Source organism: Thalassospira lucentensis (genome assembly GCF_032921865.1).
GTDB lineage: Bacteria > Pseudomonadota > Alphaproteobacteria > Rhodospirillales > Thalassospiraceae > Thalassospira > Thalassospira lucentensis_A.
The window spans coordinates 1093574-1116598 of the sequence record NZ_CP136684.1; the positions used below are offsets into that span (position 1 = coordinate 1093574).

The following is a 23025-nucleotide window of genomic DNA, read 5'->3' on the forward strand; positions in this document are numbered from 1 at the left end:
AGGCAGCCTGTTTGGCTGCCTTTGTCATTTTCCGGCCAGATAATCGGAACGACCCGCGATCAGGTGCCGAACCCGAAATCATCGGCATCAAGATCATCAGGATCATGAATACCCATCAGGGTGACAGATGCATCATTGCCAAGATCGATGACGACATTGCCATCGGTATCAAGATGCATGTCGTTCTTGATCTGGTTGAAGTTGCTGTAATTCCATTCGGACAGATTGATGATGTCCTCGCCCGGGGTGAAGTCGGTGATGATGTCGTGACCGTTGGTTTTGCCGATCTCGAATTCATCCCAGCCCGAACCACCGGTCAGGGTATCATTACCATCACTGCCATAGAGACGGTCGTTACCCGCACCACCGAGCAACACATCATCACCCGCATTTCCCCACAGGATGTCATTGCCGTTACCGCCATCAAGTGTGACATCGCCATAGGTTTCATAAGTACTGGTCATATCGATGATATCGTCGCCATCACCGGCTTCAATCACCTCGATATTGCGGATGCGTGGGGATATTCCCGGATCGGAAATCTGATCGGCAAGGAATAGCGCGTCATTGCCGCTGGTCAGTTTCAGGGTATCGGTACCAGCACCGCCTTCGAAGATGTCATTTGACTGGTTATAGCCGCCGACATTGACATACTCGCCACTGCCATTGTCACCATCATTGTGATGTCCCCACCAGCCATGATGATTATCACCGTCCGGTGTTCCATCATTCAGCGCATGCCAGTTGGAGCTCCAGACGCCATCGGCGTTATATTGCAGGACGTCATCACCAGCACCACCGTTCAGAATGTCGATACCATTGCCACCGGACAGGGTATCGTTGCCCGAACCACCCCAAAGCGTGTCATTGCCTTCGCCGCCGTCAAGGACATCGTCACCGGCGTTGCTCCAGATGATGTCATTGCCGGTTCCGCCAAGAACCGTCACATCACCATAAGACTGGGTTTCGCTGGTCAGGTCGACAATATCGTCACCGTTACCGGCATCGATGACTTCGATATTCGAAATTCGCGGCGAAACGCCCGGATCGGTGATCTTGTCGTCAAGGAACAGGACATCATTGCCGCTGGTCAGGGACAGGGTATCGGTCCCGTCGCCACCATCGAAGATATCCTGCGAACGGTTGTAACCCTGCAGATTGATCTGCTCGTTGGTGCCGTTCATATCCGGATCGCCGACATTCTTCGCGGCATAGCTACCCGACCAGGTCGCATCTTTCTGATATTCGATGATGTCGTCACCGGCACCGGCATCGATCAAATCAGTGCCCGAACCGCCATTGATGACGTCATTGCCATCGCCACCCCAGATGGTGTCATTGCCGCCATCACCGCCCAGAACATCATCGCCAGACAGGCCCGACAGCAGGTTGGCACCATCATCGCCAAACAGGTAATCGTTGAAGTTCGACCCGATCAGATCCTCGATCGAGGACAGGACGTCATTGCCATCGCCACCGGTAGCCGTACCAAGTTCAAGGCTGACGCCAACGGCGGATGTTGCATTGGCATAGCTTGCGGTATCCCGGCCCGATCCACCCGAAAGGGTATCGTGACCCTGACCACCCATCAGGGTGTCATTACCGCCGTCGCCATAAAGCTTGTCGTCGCCCGATCCGCCAAACAGGGTATCGTTGCCATCGCCGCCCCACAGACGGTCGTTGTTTTCGCTGCCATCCAGAACGTCGTTGCCGTCACCGCCAAGGATCGAGTCATCGCCGGTGCCACCATTGATCACGTCATTGCCGGCTTCGCCATACAGCCTGTCCTGACCCTGACCGCCCAGCAGCGTATCAGCCCCGTTTCCACCCCAGACGCGGTCATCACCCGACCCGCCATCCAGCGTATCGTCGCCTTCGCCACCGGTGATGCTGTCCTGCCCGCTGCCACCGTCAATCAGGTCATTCCCGTTGTCACCATACAGCTTGTCGTCACCATCACCGCCATAAAGGCTGTCATTGCCATCCATGCCCGACAGCGTGTCCTGCCCATTCAGGCCAAAGACGGTATCGTCACCCGCAAGGGCCGCAATCGTGTCATTGTTACTGGTGCCATACAGGACATCGTCATAAGGCGTCGGCCCGGTCGAGGCTTCGACACCGACAAACATGTTCGCATTCAGATCACTGATCGCGACACCCAGCAGGGTAAGCGTACCCTGACCGTTCAGGTTGATGACGGCGTTACCATTGACCTCGGACATCAGACTGCGCAGTTCGGCCCAGTTATCCACATCAAGCGCAGACAGATTGATCTGGTCACTTGCCGGATTGAAATCGGTGACGACCTTGTCGCCGGAATTATCCGACACGATGATCTGATCCGAACCGGCGCCACCGGTATAGGTATCGTTGCCAGCCCCGCCATCAAGCGTATCGTTGCCGTCACCGCCCAGCAGCGTGTCGTTACCGGCATCACCCGACAGGGTGTCGCTTCCGATACCGCCTTCAAGCAGGTCATTGTCATTGCCGCCCGACAGGACGTCATTGCCGGTGCCACCCGAAAGCGTATCGGCACCGTCGCCACCCATCAGGGTATCGTTGCCATCCGCACCCGAAAGGGTGTCATTGCCCGCATCGCCCGAAAGCACGTCATTTCCAAGACCGCCATTGATGGTATCGGCACCATCGCCGCCCGAAATGACATCATCACCCGCTTCGCCCGAAAGCTGGTCATCCCCGGCCGCGCCATAGATCGTATCGGTATCATCGCCGCCGGTGACAACATCGTCGCCATCCATCGCATCGATGAAGTCCGAGCCACCGCCGCCGGAAATCACATCGTTGCCCGATCCGCCGATCAGGGTGTCATTGCCCGCACCACCCGCGATCACGTCATGGCCGTCATTGCCATCCAGATTGTCATCGCCGTCGCCACCGTCGATCACATCATTGCCGTTGCCGCCCGAAACCGTATCGTTTCCGGCACCACCCGACAGGTTATCGTCGCCATCATTGCCAAGGATGGTGTCATTGCCATCCCCGCCATCGACCACGTCATTCCCGGCCAGCGCATCGATATAATCATCTTCGCTGGTGCCCAGCAGGACATCATCAAACGGCGTCGCGCCAACCGGGCCTTCGATCCCGACAAACATATCGGACGTGACCTCGTTCAGGCGCACACCCAGCAGCGTCACCGAGCCATCCGGACCCAGATCGATGACAGTATTGCCATTGACCTCGCTCAGACGCGGGGCCAGTTCGGACCATTCGGAAATGCCAAGGGCATCAAGGGAAATCTGATCAACGCTTGTGTTGAAATCGGTAACGACCTTATCACCGACAAGGCTTGTGACCTTGACCAGATCGGCACCCGACCCGGTCGTGATACGGTCATTGCCCGATCCGCCATCCAGCGTATCGTTGCCATCACCGCCGAAAAGGCTGTCATTACCAGCCCCACCGTCAAGCGTGTCGTCGCCTTTTTCACCGTTCAGGTAATCATTGCCATTGCCACCGATCAGGGTATCGGCGCCATCGCCGGTCCAGATCGTGTCATTGCCTTCGCCGCCATCGACTGTATCGGCACTGACATCGGCTTCGACATTGTCAAATGTATCGTTGCCATCACCCAGATCGACAACGTTGTTCTGGCTGTTGCCATAGACATAGTCATCATGGGCCGACGCTATGACGCGTTCGAAATTGGCAAGAATATCGCCCGCGGCATCACCGCCAAACGCACGGCCACCTTCACCCGGTGTTCTGGCATTGGCATCGGTATCGCCAAGATAAATCTCGACCCCGGCATCCGATCCCTCATAGCTGATGGTATCAATGCCATCGCCACCATCAAGCGTATCGGCACCCGCACCGCCTTCGATGGTGTCATCCCCGGCACCGCCCGAAAGGACGTTATCGCCATCCGATCCGGTAATGTCGTCATTGCCCGCCGACCCGATGACATTTTCAAATCCGGAAATAGTGTCATTGCCGGTTTCGGTACTGCTTGCGGTACCGGCCGACAGATCAACCGTGGCACCACTTGCCGCCTGGCTCAGATCAAGGATATCGGTGCCCGCACCACCCGAAAGCGTGTCATTACCGGCACCGGCGACAATGGTGTCGTTACCGGCCCCGCCATAAACGGAGTCATCACCCGCACCACCGTCCAGAACGTCATCACCATCCGCACCAGACAGGACGTTTGCCCCGCTCGATCCGATAAGCGTATCCGCCCCCGCCGTGCCCAGAACATTCTCGAAGCCGGAAATGCTGTCTGTACCGGTGGCATCGCTGCTTGCAGTGCCGGTCGAAAGGTTAACCGCAACACCATTGGCAGCAGCGAAATCAAGGGTGTCAGTGCCATCACCACCGGCAAGAATATCGTTGCCTGCACCGGCAACAACCGTGTCATCGCCCGTACCCGCATCAACCGTATCGGCGCCTGCACCCGCGGTGATGACATCATTGCCATCGCCCGCCAGAATAACGTCGTCGCCCGCCCCGGCATCAAGGGTATCGTTACCAGCACCAGCATCAAGCGTATCATTGCCTGCCCCGCCATAAAGGCGATCAGCACCGTCGCCGCCAGTCAGAATGTCGTTACCATCGCCACCATCGAGCATGTCGTTGCCGATACCACCATCAAGGGTATCGTTGCCGCCATTGCCGATCAGGCTGTCATTGCCCGCACCGCCCGAAAGCAGGTTATCGCCATTCGACCCGGTCAGGGTGTCGCTGCCGCCCGAACCAATCAGGTTTTCAATGCTGGTCAGGGTGTCTACTTCGCCATTGGCAAGCTGTGCGGTACCGGTTGCAAGGTTCGCACGAACCGCCGCGGCCGAATTGCTGTAATCCGCCGTATCGTTGCCATCACCACCGCGCAGCGCATCATTCCCGGCGCCACCCGAAAGGGTGTCATCACCAGAACCGCCATCCAGCGTGTTGTTCTGCGCATCACCCCTGATGATGTCATCATGGGCAGAGCCGACAACGTTTTCGACCCAGTAGATGCCGTCATTCCCGGCACCACCCGTCGCGGTGTAATTGGCCAGATGAACATTCACGCCCGATGCCGCGTCGTCATAGGTCACGGTATCGATGTCACCACCGCCATGAATGATGTCGTCGCCTTCACCACCACGAAGCGTATCGTTACCCTGCCCGCCGATCAGCGTATCACTGCCTTCGGCACCATCAAGGACATCACGGCCATAACCACCATCAAGATAGTCGTCACCCGCGCCGCCATAAAGATTGTCGTCGCCAAGTTCGCCATTGATGCGGTCATCGCCTTCGTTGGCCCAAAGCGTATCGTTGCCGCCGCCACCATTGATGGTGACATCGCCATAGGCAATCGTATCGCTGGTCAGATCGACAACGTCGTTGCCTTCGCCCGCATTGATAACCTCGATCCCGTCAAGGCGCGCGCCGTCGGTGACGGTTTCTTCAACCACCGCATCAAAGGTGATGGAACGCACGAAATAGTCGCTGCTGTCACCGCCCGATGAACCATCGGCGTAAGGTTCGCTTTCAAAGGCGAGGTAACGGAATTCAACCGGATTACCGAGACTGTCGGTGACACTGATCGTTGCCGTGCCAACACCGCCACTGGTGTAGCTGATCGTGCTTTCGTCAAGAACACCCGACGCAACCAGATTGCCATCGGCATCAAAGGCCTGCCACGAACCGACTTCACCGCCATGTTCGGCCGCAATCAGGTTGGAAACCTGAACCGTGGCATTGCGCGCATTGGCACCAAGATCGACGACAACGGCTTCGCTTTCGCCGGTATTGCCATTGTGGTTGATCTGGCTTCCGGCCGGTGAACCGCCGTTATTGCCGATACCGTTGCCATCAAAGGTCACGGTGTCATCGGCCGCGGCAAGGTTCAGTTTGCCGTCTTCACCGACATAGGATGTGCCAAAATCAAAGGCGTAAAGATTTGCATCCGACCATGCGGCCTGCACCGCACCCGATGATGCCGAATCCGTCAGGCCAAATGTCCGGGTTTCGATCGTGCTACCCGTCGTCTGGCCATCGCCCAGTTTGCTGCCATCGAGGATCAGCGCATCACTGCCACCGGTCAGGTTCAGGGTATCGGTACCGTCACCACCGATAAAGGTATCGTCCGAGATGTTCTTGCCACCGATATTGGCAAGCTCACCGGTGCCATCGACGCCCGGGCTGCCGGTATTTTCGGTGGTGTCACCGCTTGCGGCCGTGCCATCGGCTTCAAAGTTCAGGACATCGTCGCCGGATCCACCGTCAAGGGTATCGTCACCCGAACCACCCGAAAGCGTGTCGGCACCATCGCCACCATTAAGTTCATCATTGCCGGTGCCACCGCCAAGCGTATCCGAACCGGCGCCACCATCGACAGTGTCATCGCCCGAACCACCCGTCAGGGTATCGTTGCCCGCACCACCATCAATCGTATCGTTACCGGCACCGCCATCGACAATATCGTCACCGGCAAGCGCATCAATGACGTCATCGCCATCGCCACCGGTCAGGCTGTCGTCATAAGGTGTCCCGCCATCGGTCACACCGGTGAAATCATCGGCTGAAAGATCAAGCGGATTGACACCCTGCAGCGTTATCGTGCCACCGGACGGCAGATTGATCACCGCATCACCAAGCGAATTGCCGGTGATCAGATCACGAAGCTGGGTCCAGGTTTCAATGCCCGTGCCATCAAGGGTCAGTTTGTCGGTCCCGACTGCGAAGTCGGTGACAACATCATCATCGGTGCCGTCGGCAAAGACAAAGCTGTCATTGCCAGCCCCGCCCGAAAGCGTATCGTCGCCAGCCCCGCCATCAAGGGTGTCGTTACCCGCCCCTGCGGCCATGACGTTATTGGCGTCCGATCCGGTCAGTTCATCATCGCCCGAACCGGTTGTGACATTTTCAAAGTTCGAAATGCTGTCCGAACCGGTTTCTGCCGATTGCGCCGAACCTGCTGCCAGATTGACCGTGGCACCACTGGTTGCGTTGCGCATGTCGATGGTGTCATTACCCTGGCCACCATCAAGACTGTCATCACCGGAACCCGCGATAACCGTGTCATCGCCGGTACCGGCATCAACATAGTCACTGCCCGCACCATCGGATACGACATCGTTGCCATCACCGGCCACGATCCGGTCATTGCCATCGGCACCGTCAATCGTATCGTTTCCGGCACCGGACGATATTGTGTCATCGGTAGAGCTTCCGGAAATCGTATCGTCACCAGCCCCCGTAACGACCTGTTCGAAGCCCGAAATACTGTCAGACCCGGTTTCCGTGCTGCTTGCCGTGCCATTTTCAAGATCAATGACGGCACCGCCATCGGCATTGGTCAGATCAAGCGTATCGGTGCCATCGCCACCGGCAAGGGTATCGTTACCGGCATCACCGATAATTGTATCGTCACCCGCACCGGCATCGACCGTATCATTACCGTCACCCGACGAAATCACATCGTTGCCGTCACCCGCGGCAATCACATCATCGCCGGAACCAGCGGCGATATCGTCATCACCCGCCCCGGCATCAATCACGTCACTGCCGGCACCCGTATTGATATGGTCATTGCCATCACCCGCAAGGACGCTGTCATCCCCGGCACTGGTCCAGATGGTATCGTGGCCCGCACCGCCATCAACCGTGACATCGCCATAGGAATGAACCTGGCTGGTCAGATCGACAACGTCATCACCGTCGCCGGTTTCAATGATTTCAACGCCACTGATTGACGGATTGGCGGAACCATTTTCATGATCGCGATCCAGAATGATCGCATCACCACCCGACGTGCCCACCAGCGTATCGATGCCGTCACCGCCATCATACTGATCATCACTGATACCAAGACCGTCAAGATCGGCAATTTCGCCGGTGCCATCGACACCCGGGCTACCCGCATGATCGGTGGTATCACCCGACTGGCCCGCGCGATCCGCGCCAAATTCCAGAACGTCATCACCCGCACCACCGGAAAGCGTATCCGTGCCAGGCCCGCCGATCAGGGTGTCGTTGCCATCACCACCGTCGAGCGTGTCATCACCTTCGCCGCCATCAACCGTATCGTCGCCGGCACCACCACCAACAGTGTCGTTACCCGCGCCGCCACCGACGGAATCATTACCATCACCACCATCGACCGTGTCATTGCCATCGCCACCGTCGACCGTATCGTTACCGGCACCACCGCCAACACTATCGTCGCCCGATCCGCCACCAACGGAATCATCACCGTCGCCGCCATCGACCGAGTCATTACCTTCGCCACCGTCGACCGTGTCGTTACCGGCACCGCCGCCAACGCTATCGTCGCCCGTGCCGGCACCAACGGAATCATCGCCGTCACCGCCATCGACCGTGTCATTACCGTCGCCACCGTCGACCGTGTCGTTGCCATCACCGGCACCAACCGTATCGTCACCGCTGCCACCGCCAAGTGTGTCATCACCCGGCGTTCCGACATTTTCGATTCCGGCAAAGTGATCCGGTGTCAGGTCGCCAACAGCAACACCCGAAAGCGTTACCGTGCCGCCGGACGGCAACGTGATCACCGCACCATCCGGTCCATCGGACAGAAGCGGCTGCAATTCGGTCCAGCTTGAAACACCGATATCGGGCAGGGAAATCACGTCGCTGGCGATGTCAAAGTCGCTGACCAGATCGGCGTCGCTGCCATCTTCAAAGACAAAGACATCCGCGCCATCGCCACCGCTCAGGGTGTCGTTGCCGTCACCTGCGGCCAGGGTGTCATTCCCCGCACCGCCCGAAAGGACGTCGTCGCCAGCGCCACCATCGATCACGTCATCACCGGCACCACCGTCAATCGTGTTGGCCGCGTCACTGCCGGTAATGGTATCGGCGTCTGCCGAACCCGTGACATTTTCGAAATTGGCAATCGTATCGGAACCTGTCTGTGCGCCGTTCGCGGTTCCGGTGGCAAGATCAACCGTTACCCCGCCACTGGTGCCCGACAGGTCAAGCGTATCAATGCCGTCGCCACCATCAAGATGGTCGTTACCGGCATCAATCGAAACCGTATCGTTGCCCGCACCGGCATCAATCGTATTGTCTGCGGCATTACCGATGATGGTATCATCACCATCCGTCGCGATCACATTTTCAAAGCCGGTAATGCTGTCCGAACCGGTGGCATCGCTGCCTGCCGTGCCATTGGCCAGATCAATTGTCGCGCCATTGGCCGCAGACATATCAAGCGTATCGGAACCGTCCCCACCCGAAAGCGTATCATCGCCGATACCGGCCATGATGGTGTCGTCGCCAGCACCGCCCGCGATGATGTCATTCCCGGTTCCGCCATCGATGATGTCGTTATCAGCACCCCCATCGATATTATCGGCACCCGCACCACCCAGAATATTGTCAGAACCGGCACCCCCAAGGATGACGTCATCACCGTCATTGGCCCACAGGGTATCGTCACCGGCACCGCCATCAATCGTGACGTCACCATAGGAATGCGCTTCACTGGTCAGGTCGACAACATCGTTACCCGCACCGGCATTGATGCTTTCAATATCCACAATCGACGGGTTGGTGGCACCGCCACCGGCGTGATCGCGATCCAGGATGATGGCATCATCACCGTCGCCTGCCTGCAGGGTATCGTTGCCTTCGCCGCCGACAAAACTGTCATCAGACAGATTTTTACCACTGATATCGGCAACGTCACCGGTGCCATCCGTCGTCGGACTGCCGACATGGTCGGTGGTTTCGCCCGACGCCGCGACATGATCCCCATCGAAGGCCAGGACATCGTCACCGGCACCACCGTCAACCAGATCCGCCCCGGCGCCACCGGCAAAGGTATCGTTCCCCGCACCGCCCGAAAGGGTATCATCACCGGCACCACCCGAAAGGATGTTATCGCCATCCGACCCCAGAAGGGTATCGTTGCCCGAACCACCGGTCGCCCCTTCGATATCGATCAGCGTATCGTTGCCGTCGGCGGTCGTGCCGGTACCCGCGGCCAGATCGACCACAACCGGATCGGTCCGATCCGAATAATCGGCGATATCGGTGCCATCGCCACCGACAAGGGTATCATTGCCGGTACCCGCCTGCAGGGTATCGTTACCCGCCCCGCCCAGAATGGTGTCATCGCCACCACCACCGGCCAGCACATCGTCACCGGCACCGCCTTCGATCACGTTGCTGGCATCATCGCCCGAAATGGTATCGGCATGATCAGACCCGATCACGGTTTCAAAACCGTCAATCACATCATTTCCGGCACCACCGGTTGCGGTACCATTGGCAAGGTCAACGGAAACGCCTTCTTCGGCCCCTTCGTAGGACAGCGTATCATCACCTTCGCCGCCAATCAGGGTATCGTCGCCGTCATTGCCATAAACGGTATCGTTGCCTTCGCCGCCATCCAGGATATTGGCGTTTTCATCGCCAATCAGGATATCGTCGCCATCCCCGCCGGTGACATTTTCGATGCTATCAAGGGTATCGTTTCCGGCTGCGCCAGTTGCGCTACCTGTGCTCAGGTCAACGGTGACACCTTCGGATGTATCGGAATAATCGGCGGTATCGTTGCCGTCCCCACCATTCAGTTCGTCATCACCAGCACCACCGATCAAGGTATCGTTGCCCGCATCGCCATTGATGACATCGTCACCGGCACCGCCATCAACAATATCGTCACCGTCCAGCGCATTGATTTCATCACCAAGCTGGCTGCCCTGCAGGACGTCGTCGAATTCAGTACCTTCGATGGTGACATAGCCAAAGAAGTTATCCGGCCCAAGATCATCGACCGAAACACCTTCAAGCGTGATGCTTTCACCCGGGCCGAGCGAGATAACCGCATTGCCGTTGGCGTCATCGAACATGCGATCGGCAAGATCGCTATAATCCTCAATCCCGTAGGATGACAGATCAATCACATCTTCGTTGACGTCAAAATCGGTAACCGTATCGCTGCCGCCACCCGGGGTAACAACAATCATGTCTTCGCCGTCGCCGGTGATAATGACGTCGTCACCATCCCCGCCAAACAGCGTATCATTGCCCGATCCACCATCCAGGGTATTGACCCCGTCCGCCCCGATCAGGGTATCCGCGAAATCGGTACCAATGACCCGTTCAACGTTGCGAACGATATCATTTCCGCCCGAACCCGATGCATACTGGTTGACCAGATCAACGACAACCGGGCCTTCGACATTGGAATAATCGGCCGTGTCGATACCGTCGCCACCATCAATGATGTCGTCACCGGTATCACCATAAATCCAGTCGTCGCCGGTCCCGGCCTGAATGATGTCGTCACCCGTGCCACCCGACAGGGTGTCGTTATCCGCCCCACCATCCAGCACGTCGTTGCCGGTACCACCGGAAAGGGTATCCGATCCCGCACCGCCGGTAATTTCGTCATCACCGCTTCCGGCATCAACAACGTCATCCCCCGAACCGACATTGATCACGTCGTTCCCGGCACCGGCCGTTACGGTGTTATCAGCAGCATTGCCATTGATTGTGTCGTTGAAGTCCGAACCGACAACATTTTCGATATTGGCAAGCGTGTCGTTGCCCTGACCGATGGCTGTGCCTGTGGTCAGGTTGACATTCATCGCCCCGGTTGCGGCACTGTAATCCACAGTGTCAGAATCCGCACCACCGTCGAGCACATCATTGCCCTCGCCACCGACAAGCATGTCATCGCCAGCCAGCCCCGAAAGGGTATTGTTGCCGTCGGTTCCGATCAGGGTGTCTGCAAACAGCGTTCCGGTAAGATTTTCGATGCCATCAACAACATCATTACCATCCCCACCGGTTACGGTACCGGCCGTCAGATCGCCAACAATTCCGGCGCTTTCGGTCGAATAATCGACCGTATCCGTGCCAGCACCACCAATCAGTGTATCCGATCCGGAATTACCAACCAGGGTATCATCACCAGCATCACCAGACAGGATATCGTCACCCGATCCACCGATCAGGCGATCATTGCCATCACCACCCAAAACGGTGTCATCCCCGCCCAGGGCGTTGATAATATCGCCACCGTTTCCGCCAACCATTTCGTCGGCATTTTCCGTGCCAAGACGAACGTCGACACCGATGAAGTTTGCCGCAGTCAGGCTGCCTGCCTGAATATTATTCAGCGTGATCGTATCGCCGCTATCAAGCGTGATGACCAGATTACCATCGTCATCTTCACTGAACTGGGATTTCAGGGCATCGAAACCGGCGATATTGAAATCGGTAAGATCAATAACATCAACGGTCGGGTTGAAATCGGTGATCGTGTCGTTGCCATCCCCAGGACGGAAGACAACCTGATCAGCACCCGTACCAAGCGTCAAAATATCGTTGCCAACCCCGGCGTCAAAGGTATCGTCGCCAGCACCACCAAGGAAGATGTCCGTGCCTTCGCCACCAACGAAGGTATCGCTGAATCCTGAACCTTCGATGATTTCGATGCCGTCAAGCGTATCCGTTCCGGTGCCCGTCCCGCTGACGGTATTGTTCATGGTATCAATAACCAGCCCGCCGGTCGCATCCGAATAGGTTGCCGTATCAAGACCTTCGCCACCGATCAGGACATCATCCCCGGCACCTGCACGCAGGATATCGTCGCCAGCACCACCATCAAGAATATCGGCACCACCACCACCAGAAATGACGTCATTTCCTTCGCCACCGGTCACATGGTCATCGCCTGCGCCTGCGGTGATCGTATCTGCACCAACCCCGCCATCGACCGTATCGTTACCCGTGCCGCTATCGATGACATCATTGCCTTCGCCGCCAAGGACAACGTCATCGCCCTCGCCAGTGGCAATCGTATCGATACCGGTACCACCGTCGACCGTATCGTTGCCGTCACCGGTATTTATGAAATCATTGCCAGCACCACCGGTCACAAAGTCGTTGCCGGAACCCGCGGAAATTATATCGTTGCCTTCGCCGCCGTCGACGGTGTCATTTCCGGCACCGGTATCAATGACATCGCTTCCGGCACCACCGGAAACATAATCTTCGCCGCTGCCGGTCGACAGGGTGTCCGAACCGTCCGCGCCGATAACCGTGTTATCGCCATTTCCGGCATTGATAACGTTTGCCTCATCTGTGGCGGTGATAACGTCATTACCGTCACCGGTAACAAGGTTTTCAATATTGCTGAAGATGTCGGTTACTGTGCCGTCTGTTGCCGTACCTGCGGTAAAATCAACGGTCAGATCACCTGAAACGTCTGACAGATCAAGGGTATCGGAACCTTCGCCACCATCAATGGTGTCTGCGCCGCCGCCCCCGCGAATAACATCATTCCCGGCGCCGCCCAACAGAACGTCATCACCATCACGGCCATCAAGGGTATCGTTACCCGCACCACCATCAAGGGTGTTACGACCTGCATCGCCTTTCAGGATATCGTCGAAACGCGAACCGGCAATATTTTCAAAATTGGCAACCTTATCGCCTTCAGAACCACCGACGACACCGGTTTGCAGATCAACCGAAACACCACCAGAAGCGCTATTATAGGAAACGGTATCCTCGCCGTCCCCACCATCAAGCGTATCGTTGCCTGCACCGCCATCAATCAGGTCATTGCCCGCACCACCGCTGATGATATCGCTTCCGACACCACCCGATATGATGTCATTACCAGCCCCTGCCGAGATGGTATCAGCATTGGCGCTGCCGGCGATGGTATCGTCAAAATTCGTTGCAACAATTTGCTCGATATCGCTCAGGGTATCGGTGCCGGTATCCGCCCCGGTCGCGATATTGTTTTCGAGGCTGATATTCATCCCCGACTGGGCATTGCTGAAATCGATGATGTCCGAACCGGCACCACCGATATAGGTATCATCACCTGCTTCGCCGACGAATGTATCGTTGCCTGCACCGCCATCCAGCACATCATTGCCCGAACCACCGGATAGCGTATCGTTCCCCGCACCGCCCGATAGCACGTTATTGGCGTTATCACCGATAAGGGTATCGTCAAAATCGGTGCCTGTGACATTTTCAAAGCCGGAAATGTCGTCTGTGCCATCAGCACCGGTTGCAACACCGGTTACCAGATTGACCACCTGCCCGCCGGACGCCTTGGAATAATCCAGAGTATCGATACCGGCACCACCGCGCAGCGTATCATCCCCGGTTCCACCCGAAACCGTATCGTCGCCCCCGCCCGCATTAATGATGTCGTTACCCGCACCACCAGCCAGACTGTTTGCACCCGACGTGCCGGTCAGGGTGTCATCAAATGCGCTACCGGTTGCATCTTCGATCCCCGAAAGCGTATCGGTGCCGTCAACCTTGGTAACTGTGCCACCTTGGAGATCGACATTAACCGCGCCTTCGCTTGCACTGTAATCAACGCCGTCGGTACCGCTTCCACCTGAAATCACATCATTGCCGGCACTGGCATTGAAAACATCATTGCCAGCACCACCGATCAGCGTGTTATCGCCACTGCTGCCGGTAATGGTGTCGTTAAGGTTTGAACCGACAACGTTTTCGACATTCAGCACCTGATCGCCGTTCTCGGCATTGGTTTCACCGGTTTCAAGATCAATGGTGATCCCGTTCAGATTGTTGCTGTAGTCAACAGTATCGTTGCCCTCACCCCCATCGATGAAATCTGCACCGGCTCCGCCGGAAATGGTGTCGTTGCCACGGCCCCCCAGCAATGTGTCATCGCCGCCGCCGCCAGCAATAATATCGTTGCCATCTTCACCCGACAGGGTATTCGCGGCCTCGTTACCGACAAGGGTATCGGCAAACTGCGTGGCGATAATATTTTCGATGCCCGTGACTTTGTCCTGCCCAAGGCCGGAAACATCACCTGTCGACAGGTTTGCCGAAATGCCGCCGGTTGCGGCACCATAATCAACCGTATCAACCCCGTCCCCGCCAATCAGGGTGTCATTGCCCTGTGTTGCGGTGAATAGGTCATCGCCGGCCCCGCCATTCAGGACGTTCGCACCGGCATCACCCTTAAGGGTGTCATCGAATTCGGACCCGGTGACATTTTCAATATCGATCAGTTTGTCCTGACCCTCAGCACCGGTCGCACTAAGAGCAGACAAATCAACATTCACGCCACCATCGGCATTTTGATAACTGACCGTATCGTTACCCGCGCCACCAAACAGTGTGTCATCGCCGCCAAGCCCGACGAGCAGGTCATCACCGGCACCTCCGGCAAGAATGTTTCCTTCGTCATTCCCGGTCAGGACGTCATTTCCGGCACCGCCGATGACATTTTCAATGTTGAGCAGCGTGTCATTCTCACCCCCGCCCGAGGCCGTACCGCCTTCAAGGCTGACCTGCATATCAGCGGTTTTATCACTGTAATCGGCGGTATCATTGCCCGCACCACCATCCAGCGTATCGTCCCCGACACCCCCATCAAGCAGGTCATTCCCGGCACCGCCAAGCAGAACATCGTTCCCGGCCAAGCCATCCAGCGTATCGTTGCCATCCAGCCCCGATAACGTATCCGCGCCATCGGTACCTGTCAGAATGTCATCGCCAGACGTTCCAGCGATGTCACGGATACCGATGAAATTGTTCGCGGAAATCTGGTCCAGGCTGACGCCTTTAAGAACCATGCTGGTGTCGTCGCCGAAATCAACAACCAGATCACCATCCGCATTGACCGACATGCGGTTGTAAAGTTCGTCATAGGTATCGATCGCAAGTTCGGAAATATCGATCTGATCGGCATTCACATCGAAATCGGTAACGGTGTCGCGACCGTCACCCGCAGACAATTTGTAGATATCCGAGCCGCCACCACCGCTAAGCGTATCGTCACCCGCGCCACCACGAATGACATCATTGCCGGTTCCAGCCGAAATAACGTTTACGCCGTCATTGCCGATGATCGTATCAGAACCGGCTGAACCGATAACATTCTCGACGTTCGAAATGGTATCGGTTCCAGCTTCACTGACAGCCGTTCCCGCACCGAGATCGACCGTCACGGCATCCGAACCAACGAAGCTGATCGTATCCGTACCGGTACCACCATCGATGACATCGTCGCCATCGCCACCAGACAAAAGATCGTCGCCTGCACCACCGGAAACGGTATCGTTTCCTGAACCGCCCGCGATTGTATTGTTGGCAGAATCACCTGCAAGGATGTCGTCGAAATCCGAACCCGATACGTTCTCGATTTCCGAAAGCGTATCATTGCCAGCCGCACCAGATGCGGTTCCGGATGTCAGATCAACACTAACAGCCCCTTCCGCGTCCGAATAATCAGCCAGGTCCTGACCGGCACCACCAACCAGCTGGTCATCCCCAAGACCACCGTTGAGGATGTCGTTGCCAGTACCACCAAGGATCTGATCATTCCCGGCACCGCCGCTCAGATCATCATTGCCAGCATCACCTTCAATACGGTCATCACCAGCACCACCATCAATGCTGTCATTGCCGCCCAACCCTCTAAGGGTGTTGTTTTGGGCGTCACCGATGATCGTGTCGCTAAAGTTGGAACCGGTAACATCTTCGATGTCGACCAGTGTGTCACTGTTAACGTTAGAGGTAAAACCGCTGCCAGTATTCAGATCAACAGTGACAGCAGATTCTGCTGAATAGTCGACCGTGTCCTGACCATCGCCACCATCGAGTGTATCGTTGCCAAGCCCGCCCGAAAGCGTATCGTTTCCAGAACCGCCATAAACGGTATCCACCCCGGCCCCGCCCTGGATGGTATCATTGCCACCGAGGCCATCTATGACTTCATCAAAGCCTGTACCAACCAGAACATCGTCACCTTCGGTCGCGCCAAGGCTCTCGATGCCAACAAAGTTATCAGCAGCAAGCTGATCCGGTGAAACACCCGTCAGGGTCAATGTCTGGTCATTGATGGAAATGACCGCATCGCCATTGGCATTGGTTTCGATCAGACTTTTCAGTGCTTCCCAGTTCGGAAGGCCAAAACTGCGCAGATCAATACGATCTTCAGCAATATCAAAATCGGCAATTTTATCTTCGCCGGAGGAGCCGTTGAAAATAAAGGTGTCCGCCCCGGCGCCACCAGCAAGATGGTCGTTACCGGCACCGCCATTGATCAGATCATTGCCGGCACCGCCAGAAATAGTGTTCGTCCCATCCGACCCGGTCAGGACGTCGTCAAAATCCGATCCAGCAGCATTCTCGATTTCCTCGAGAATATCGGTACCCGCGCTACCAGTTGCGGAACCCGAACCCAAATTAACCTGAACACTGCCTTCTGCACTGGCATAATCGACGGTATCGGAACCATCGCCACCGACGAGCGAATCATTCCCTGCGCCACCGATCAGCGTATCGTTGCCCGCTCCGCCAAGAAGCAGGTCATCACCATCACGACCATCAAGGATGTCGCTTCCGGCACCGCCAGAAAGCACGTTGTTCTGGTTATCCCCGGAAAGCGTATCGTTGTGGGACGATCCGGAAACATTTTCGAAATTGGCAAGCGTATCGGTGCCCTGACCTGTTGCCGAACTTGCAGCAAGATCAACATTCACGCCCGTGGCAGAATCCTGGAACGAAACAGTGTCAGTACCTTCGCCACCGTCTAGCGCATCAGAACCGGTCCCGCCAACGATCACATCGTTACCAAGCCCACCATCAATGCTGTCATCACCGGCCTCGCCGGTTATAAAGTCGTTCCCTTCGCCACCATCGATGACGTCATTACCGACGCCGCCCGAAATGGTATCATTCCCCGTACCGCCATCGATGACGTCATTGCCAACGTCGCCCGAAATGACATCATTCCCCGCACCACCCGCGATCGTGTCATTACCGGCATTGCCCGAAATACTATCGTTACCAGCCTTGCCATCAATCACATCACTACGGCTGGTACCAACAAGGGTGTCGGCATTTTCCGTACCGTCCAGCGAACGAATACCTTCAAAATTCCTGAAGGTCAGGCTGTCCGGATCGACGCCCTGCAGGGTGACAACGGAATCACCAATCGTGATGGTCGCGTTTCCATCACCATCCACACCGATGAAGTCTGCAATGTCCGAAAACAGCTCTAGACCATCGATGCCCTGAATGTCGATGATGTCATTTTCAGGATCGAAATCCGTGATCAGGTCGTTGTCGCTATCGGCCGAAATGACAAAGGTATCCGAACCGGCACCACCTGAAAGGGTATCTGCACCAGCCCGACCATCAATCGTATCGTTACCGGCACCGCCCTTAAGGATATCGGAACCCGAACTGCCGAGCATGCGATCATTGCCGGTCGATCCTTCGACCTGTTCGAATCCGTTAATCTGATCGACAAAATCGCTGCCGGTAGCAGTTCCGGCTTCAAGGTCGACAGTTACACCGCCAATCGGGTTACCCGCAGCGTCGCTGTAGCTCAGGGTATCAAAACCTTCACCGCCCGACAGCGTATCCGAACCCGCACCACCAAATACGGTATCGTTACCGGCACCAGTATCAATCACGTTCTGCCCGGCAGTTCCGCGGACAATATCGTTACCGTCACCGGTTGAGACATTTTCGATATCGATCAGCGTATCATTGCCATCGCCCGATGCAGTTCCGGCATCAAGATTGACGTCCATGGCCGCGTCAACGTCACTGTAATCGGCGGTATCGATGCCAACACCACCGTCAAGTGTATCGTCGCCGCCGCCACCAGCAATAATATCGTCACCGGCAAGGCCGGTCAGGATATTATTGCCGTCATCGCCGGAAATGATGTCGGAAGTTGCCGAACCACGAACATTTTCGAAGTTGGTAATGGTCGACGTACCGGAATTGGTCTGGATGGTACCTGCCGCAAGATCGACAACCGCACCGGTTTCACCGCCAAGCGCAATCGTATCGGTACCTTCACCGCCATCAAGGGTATCATCCCCGCCGCCACCGGCGACAACGTCGTCACCCGCCCCGGCCGAAATGATGTTATTCGCACCATCGCCGACCAGAATATCATTGCCCGCACCGCTGACAATATTTTCGACGCTGCTCACCGTGTCGACTTCGCCACTGGTGTTATCGGTGACGGTTCCCGAAACCAGATTAACCGTCTGCGCACCATCGCGCGCACTCAGATCCAGCGTATCGTTGCCCGCACCGCCGATATAGGTGTCATTGCCTGCCTCGGCGACAAAGGTATCGTCACCGGCACCGCCATCAAGTGTATCGTTGCCATCGCGACCGGTGATGGTGTCGTTGCCTGCCCCGCCCTGGAGCACGTTAACACCGCTGTCACCCGAAATCGTATCGTCGTAATTCGATCCGATAACGTTTTCGATACGGTCAAGAACATCATTGCCATCGGCACCGGTTGCACTACCGGCGGCAAGGTCGACATTCACCGAACCATTGGCACCGGAATAATCAACCGTATCAATACCTTCCTGACCGCGCAGGGTATCGTTGCCCAAACCGCCCGAAAGCGTGTCATTGCCATAACCGCCCGAAATGACATCGTCACCGGCACCACCGCCGAGGATATCGTTCCCGTCAAAGCCATACAGCGCATCATCGCCGTCAGTACCTTCGGCAACGTCGTCGCCATCGCTTTCAAAGATACGGCCAAACCCGCGGAAATTATCCGCAACAAGACTGTCCGAACTGACCCCTTCAAGGGTCAGAACACCCTGCTCGCCAAAATCGATAACGGTATTGCCGTTGCCATCGTCGCTCATCATCGCTTGCAGGGTCGCGAAATCGGTCACGCCCAGCTTCGAAAGATCGACAGTATCTTCGGCAATATTGAAATCGGTGACCGTATCGCTGCCGAAATTCTCGGTCAGTTCGATGTCATCCTTGCCCGAACCGGTCGTCAGCGTATCGTCACCCGCACCACCGGTCAGGGTATCGATGCCATCCCCGCCAATCAGCACGTTATTACCGTCATCACCGGTAATATGATCATCGAAGTCCGAACCGATGACGTCTTCAACCATCTGCAGGACATCATTGCCTGCCCCACCGGTTGCCGTGCTCTGCGAAAGATCGACGGTTACCGCATCGGTCGCATCGGTATAGCTGACGGTATCAGTACCATCGCCGCCCTGGATATGATCATTGCCAAGACCGCCGCGCAGGAAATCATCACCCGAACCGCCCTGCAAAACGTCATTGCCGGTACCACCAACCAGAAGGTCGCTGCCTTCGCCACCCTGAAGAATGTCGTCTTCGGAGCCGCCATAAAGGCTGTCATTGCCTTCACCACCCTGCAAGACATCGGCACCGGCACCTCCATCAAGGGTGTCGTCGCCAAGGCCGCCCTGCAGCACATCGTTACCAAGACCACCATCCATGACGTCATTGCCGCCACTGCCCTGCAGGGTGTCATTCCCGGCAGCCCCGCCAAGGAAATCATCACCATCGGAGCCATGGACAATGTCGTTCCCCGATGTCGGGGTGTTGTCATAGATATTGGTATCGTCGCCGGTCTCATTTCCGCTGTCGGTAGCACCACCTCCGGTATCGCCACCAGTCTCATCACCGGCCTCATCCCCGGCTTCGGAATCCGTCTCGCCGGTGGTCTCACCATCCGTCTGCTCGCCCGATGTGCTGTCGCCACCTTCAGCACCCGCGTCAATCGGGTCTGCTTCGCCATCGGTGGTTTCGCCGCCGGTCGTATCCTCGCCGTCGCCTTCATCCGTGCCAGCATCTTCACCAACAGTCTCATCGCCAGTCTCATCACCGGTCGCGTCACCGGAAAGACCGGTTTCATCCGCACCGGATTCCGGCGATGTTTCTGCCCCGGCCTGAAGGCCGCTATTGGTGTTTTCCTGTTCGGTCTGGTTCTCTGCCCCGGATGGCTGTTCTTCGCCGTCCGTGCTGTCATCACCATCATCCGACACAGGCGTATCTTCGTTCAGAACGTCTTCGCCCGCACCATCCGAACCGCCGAGGCTGTCATATTCGGCACCGTCACCCGCGTTCGTTTCATCGCCTTCTGCGTCCGAACCGGTTTCAACAGAGGGTGTTTCCTGATCGGGCGTGGTTTCTCCGTCGGTGACCTCATTCGATGCCTCACCGGAAGTCTCACCGTCGGTTTCGGTCGAAGAGCCTTCTTCGGTTCCGGATGTTTCCGAACCGTTTTCTGCCAGAGCATCTTCGCCTTCCGTCACCGGATCGGTCGAACCTTCATCGGTGGTGTCCGCGGGATCGGCGCCATCCGTACCATTTGACGTGTCTTCGCCAGATGCACCGGCTTCACCCGAACCATCACCCGATGCCGTATCACCCGGCTCGTTCGGGGATGCGTCATCGGATGCGTCATCCTGCGCGCCGGTTTGCGTATCGCCGGTCTGCGTCTGATCACCGTCGGTGGTCGATCCGGTTTCAGTTTCCTGCGACGCACCACCGGCATTGCCAGAACCATCCATCTCGTCACTGCCGGTTTCCGATACCGTATTGGTATCGGCGCCAGCATCAGAGCCCGCTTCGGCCCCATTCTGATCGGTCGGGGTTGTTTCATCACCACCGGTGTTCGGATCGGTTTCTTCATCCGTTCCGGCATCACCGGTGGTTTCATCACCTTCGCCCGAACCGGTGTCGGTTTCGGTATCGGTTCCCGTGTCGGTTTCTGCGTCGCCGGTTTCCTCGGTGATGGTGTCATCACCCGAGCCACCGGATGCAGCATCATCGCCAGCCCCGCCATCGGTTTCTGGCTGGGAGGTATCCCCACCGCCACCGGAAGAAGCCTGATCACCCGTTTCGCTACCGCCCGTATCACCGCCGGACGTATCAGTTTCGCCCGACACCGGATCATCCGACGGGTCTGATGCCCCACCGGTGGTATCCCCAACATTTGACCCAGCAGTATCGCCGGTCGTTTCACCAGAATTTTCAGAACCGCTGTCCGCACCGGTATCGGTCTCGGCTGCCGTATCACCGCCTGATGCATCGTCATTTGCCGTGCCGGAATCCGTATTGCTGCCGGTTTCAGATGCGGTATCACCATCTGTCTCCGTGCGGCTTTCGGCTGCACCGTTTTTCAGATCAACAACCACACCCTGTTCGGATGTGCTGTAATCAAGGGTGTTGCGACCCGCGCCACCGTCAATCGTGTCATTGCCGCCACTGGCACCAAAGGTATCGTCGCCTGCACCACCCGAAAGCGTATTGTTTCCGGCATCCCCGCGCAGGACATCATCGCCCGATGTCCCGGTCAGATTTTCGATATTGCTAAATGAAACGGTATTGCTGCCGCTGGCACTGCCTGCCATACCGGTCGAAAGATCGGCGGTCACGGCATCATCGGACCCGTCAAATGACAGCGTATCTTTACCAGACCCGCCATCAACAGCATCGCTGCCGCCATTGCCCGAAATCACATCGTCGCCAGACGTGCCCTGGATCACGTCATCACCCGACGTCCCGTCAATGACGGTTGCATCACCCGACGACGGATCGCCGGAGCTGTCCAGCGCGACATCCGTCAGTTTCGGGGCATCAACAAGGGTGATTTCGGAAAGCTGGGCAATCGTAATGCCCTTAAGCGTAAGCTGATCGCCAGTCGTAAAAGTAATGACGACATTACCCTGACCGTCATCCGACGCACGCGATACCAGGTCGGCCGCACTTTCGATGCCGAGATCATCAAGTGCCAGATAATCTTCGCCAAGGGTGAAATCGGTAATGGTCGCCTGACCAAATCCGGCCTGCAAAACGAATGTGTCGCGGCCTTCGCCACCAGTCACTTCATCCTGACCCTCGCCCGGTACCAGGATATCGTTGCCCGCGCCACCAACCAGCGTGTTGTCGCCCGCATCCCCGATCAGGATGTCGTTATACGACGTGCCGATGACGTTCTGGATATTGGTGAAGACCTGCGTTGCAGGGGATTGTGAACCCGTCTCGCCCGACGAACCGGAATCGGAATTACCCGCAGCAGAGCTATCCTCTGCGCGGTCATCCAGTACCTGTTCGATATCGGCATCGGTTAAACCGGTGCCATCGTCTTGATTGGCGGGCGAGGCCAAGGCTTTGCTCCCTACTTGGGACTAATTTTTCAATCCATTTTCATGGAAGGCAATCAACCATCCATATACACTAGTATAGACCCCAATCAAGAGCCCATCA

At 56.8% G+C, this 23025-nt stretch carries 1 protein-coding gene; it reads right to left on the reverse strand.

Annotation, left to right across the window (positions count from 1 at the left end; genetic code table 11):
- Window positions 1-59 precede the first annotated feature (59 nt).
- Window positions 60-22925 carry a hypothetical protein gene (locus tag R1T41_RS05675; protein WP_317340521.1) on the reverse strand — a complete coding sequence of 7622 codons (22866 nt, stop codon included), beginning with the start codon at window positions 22923-22925 and terminating at the stop codon, window positions 60-62.
- Window positions 22926-23025 lie beyond the last annotated feature (100 nt).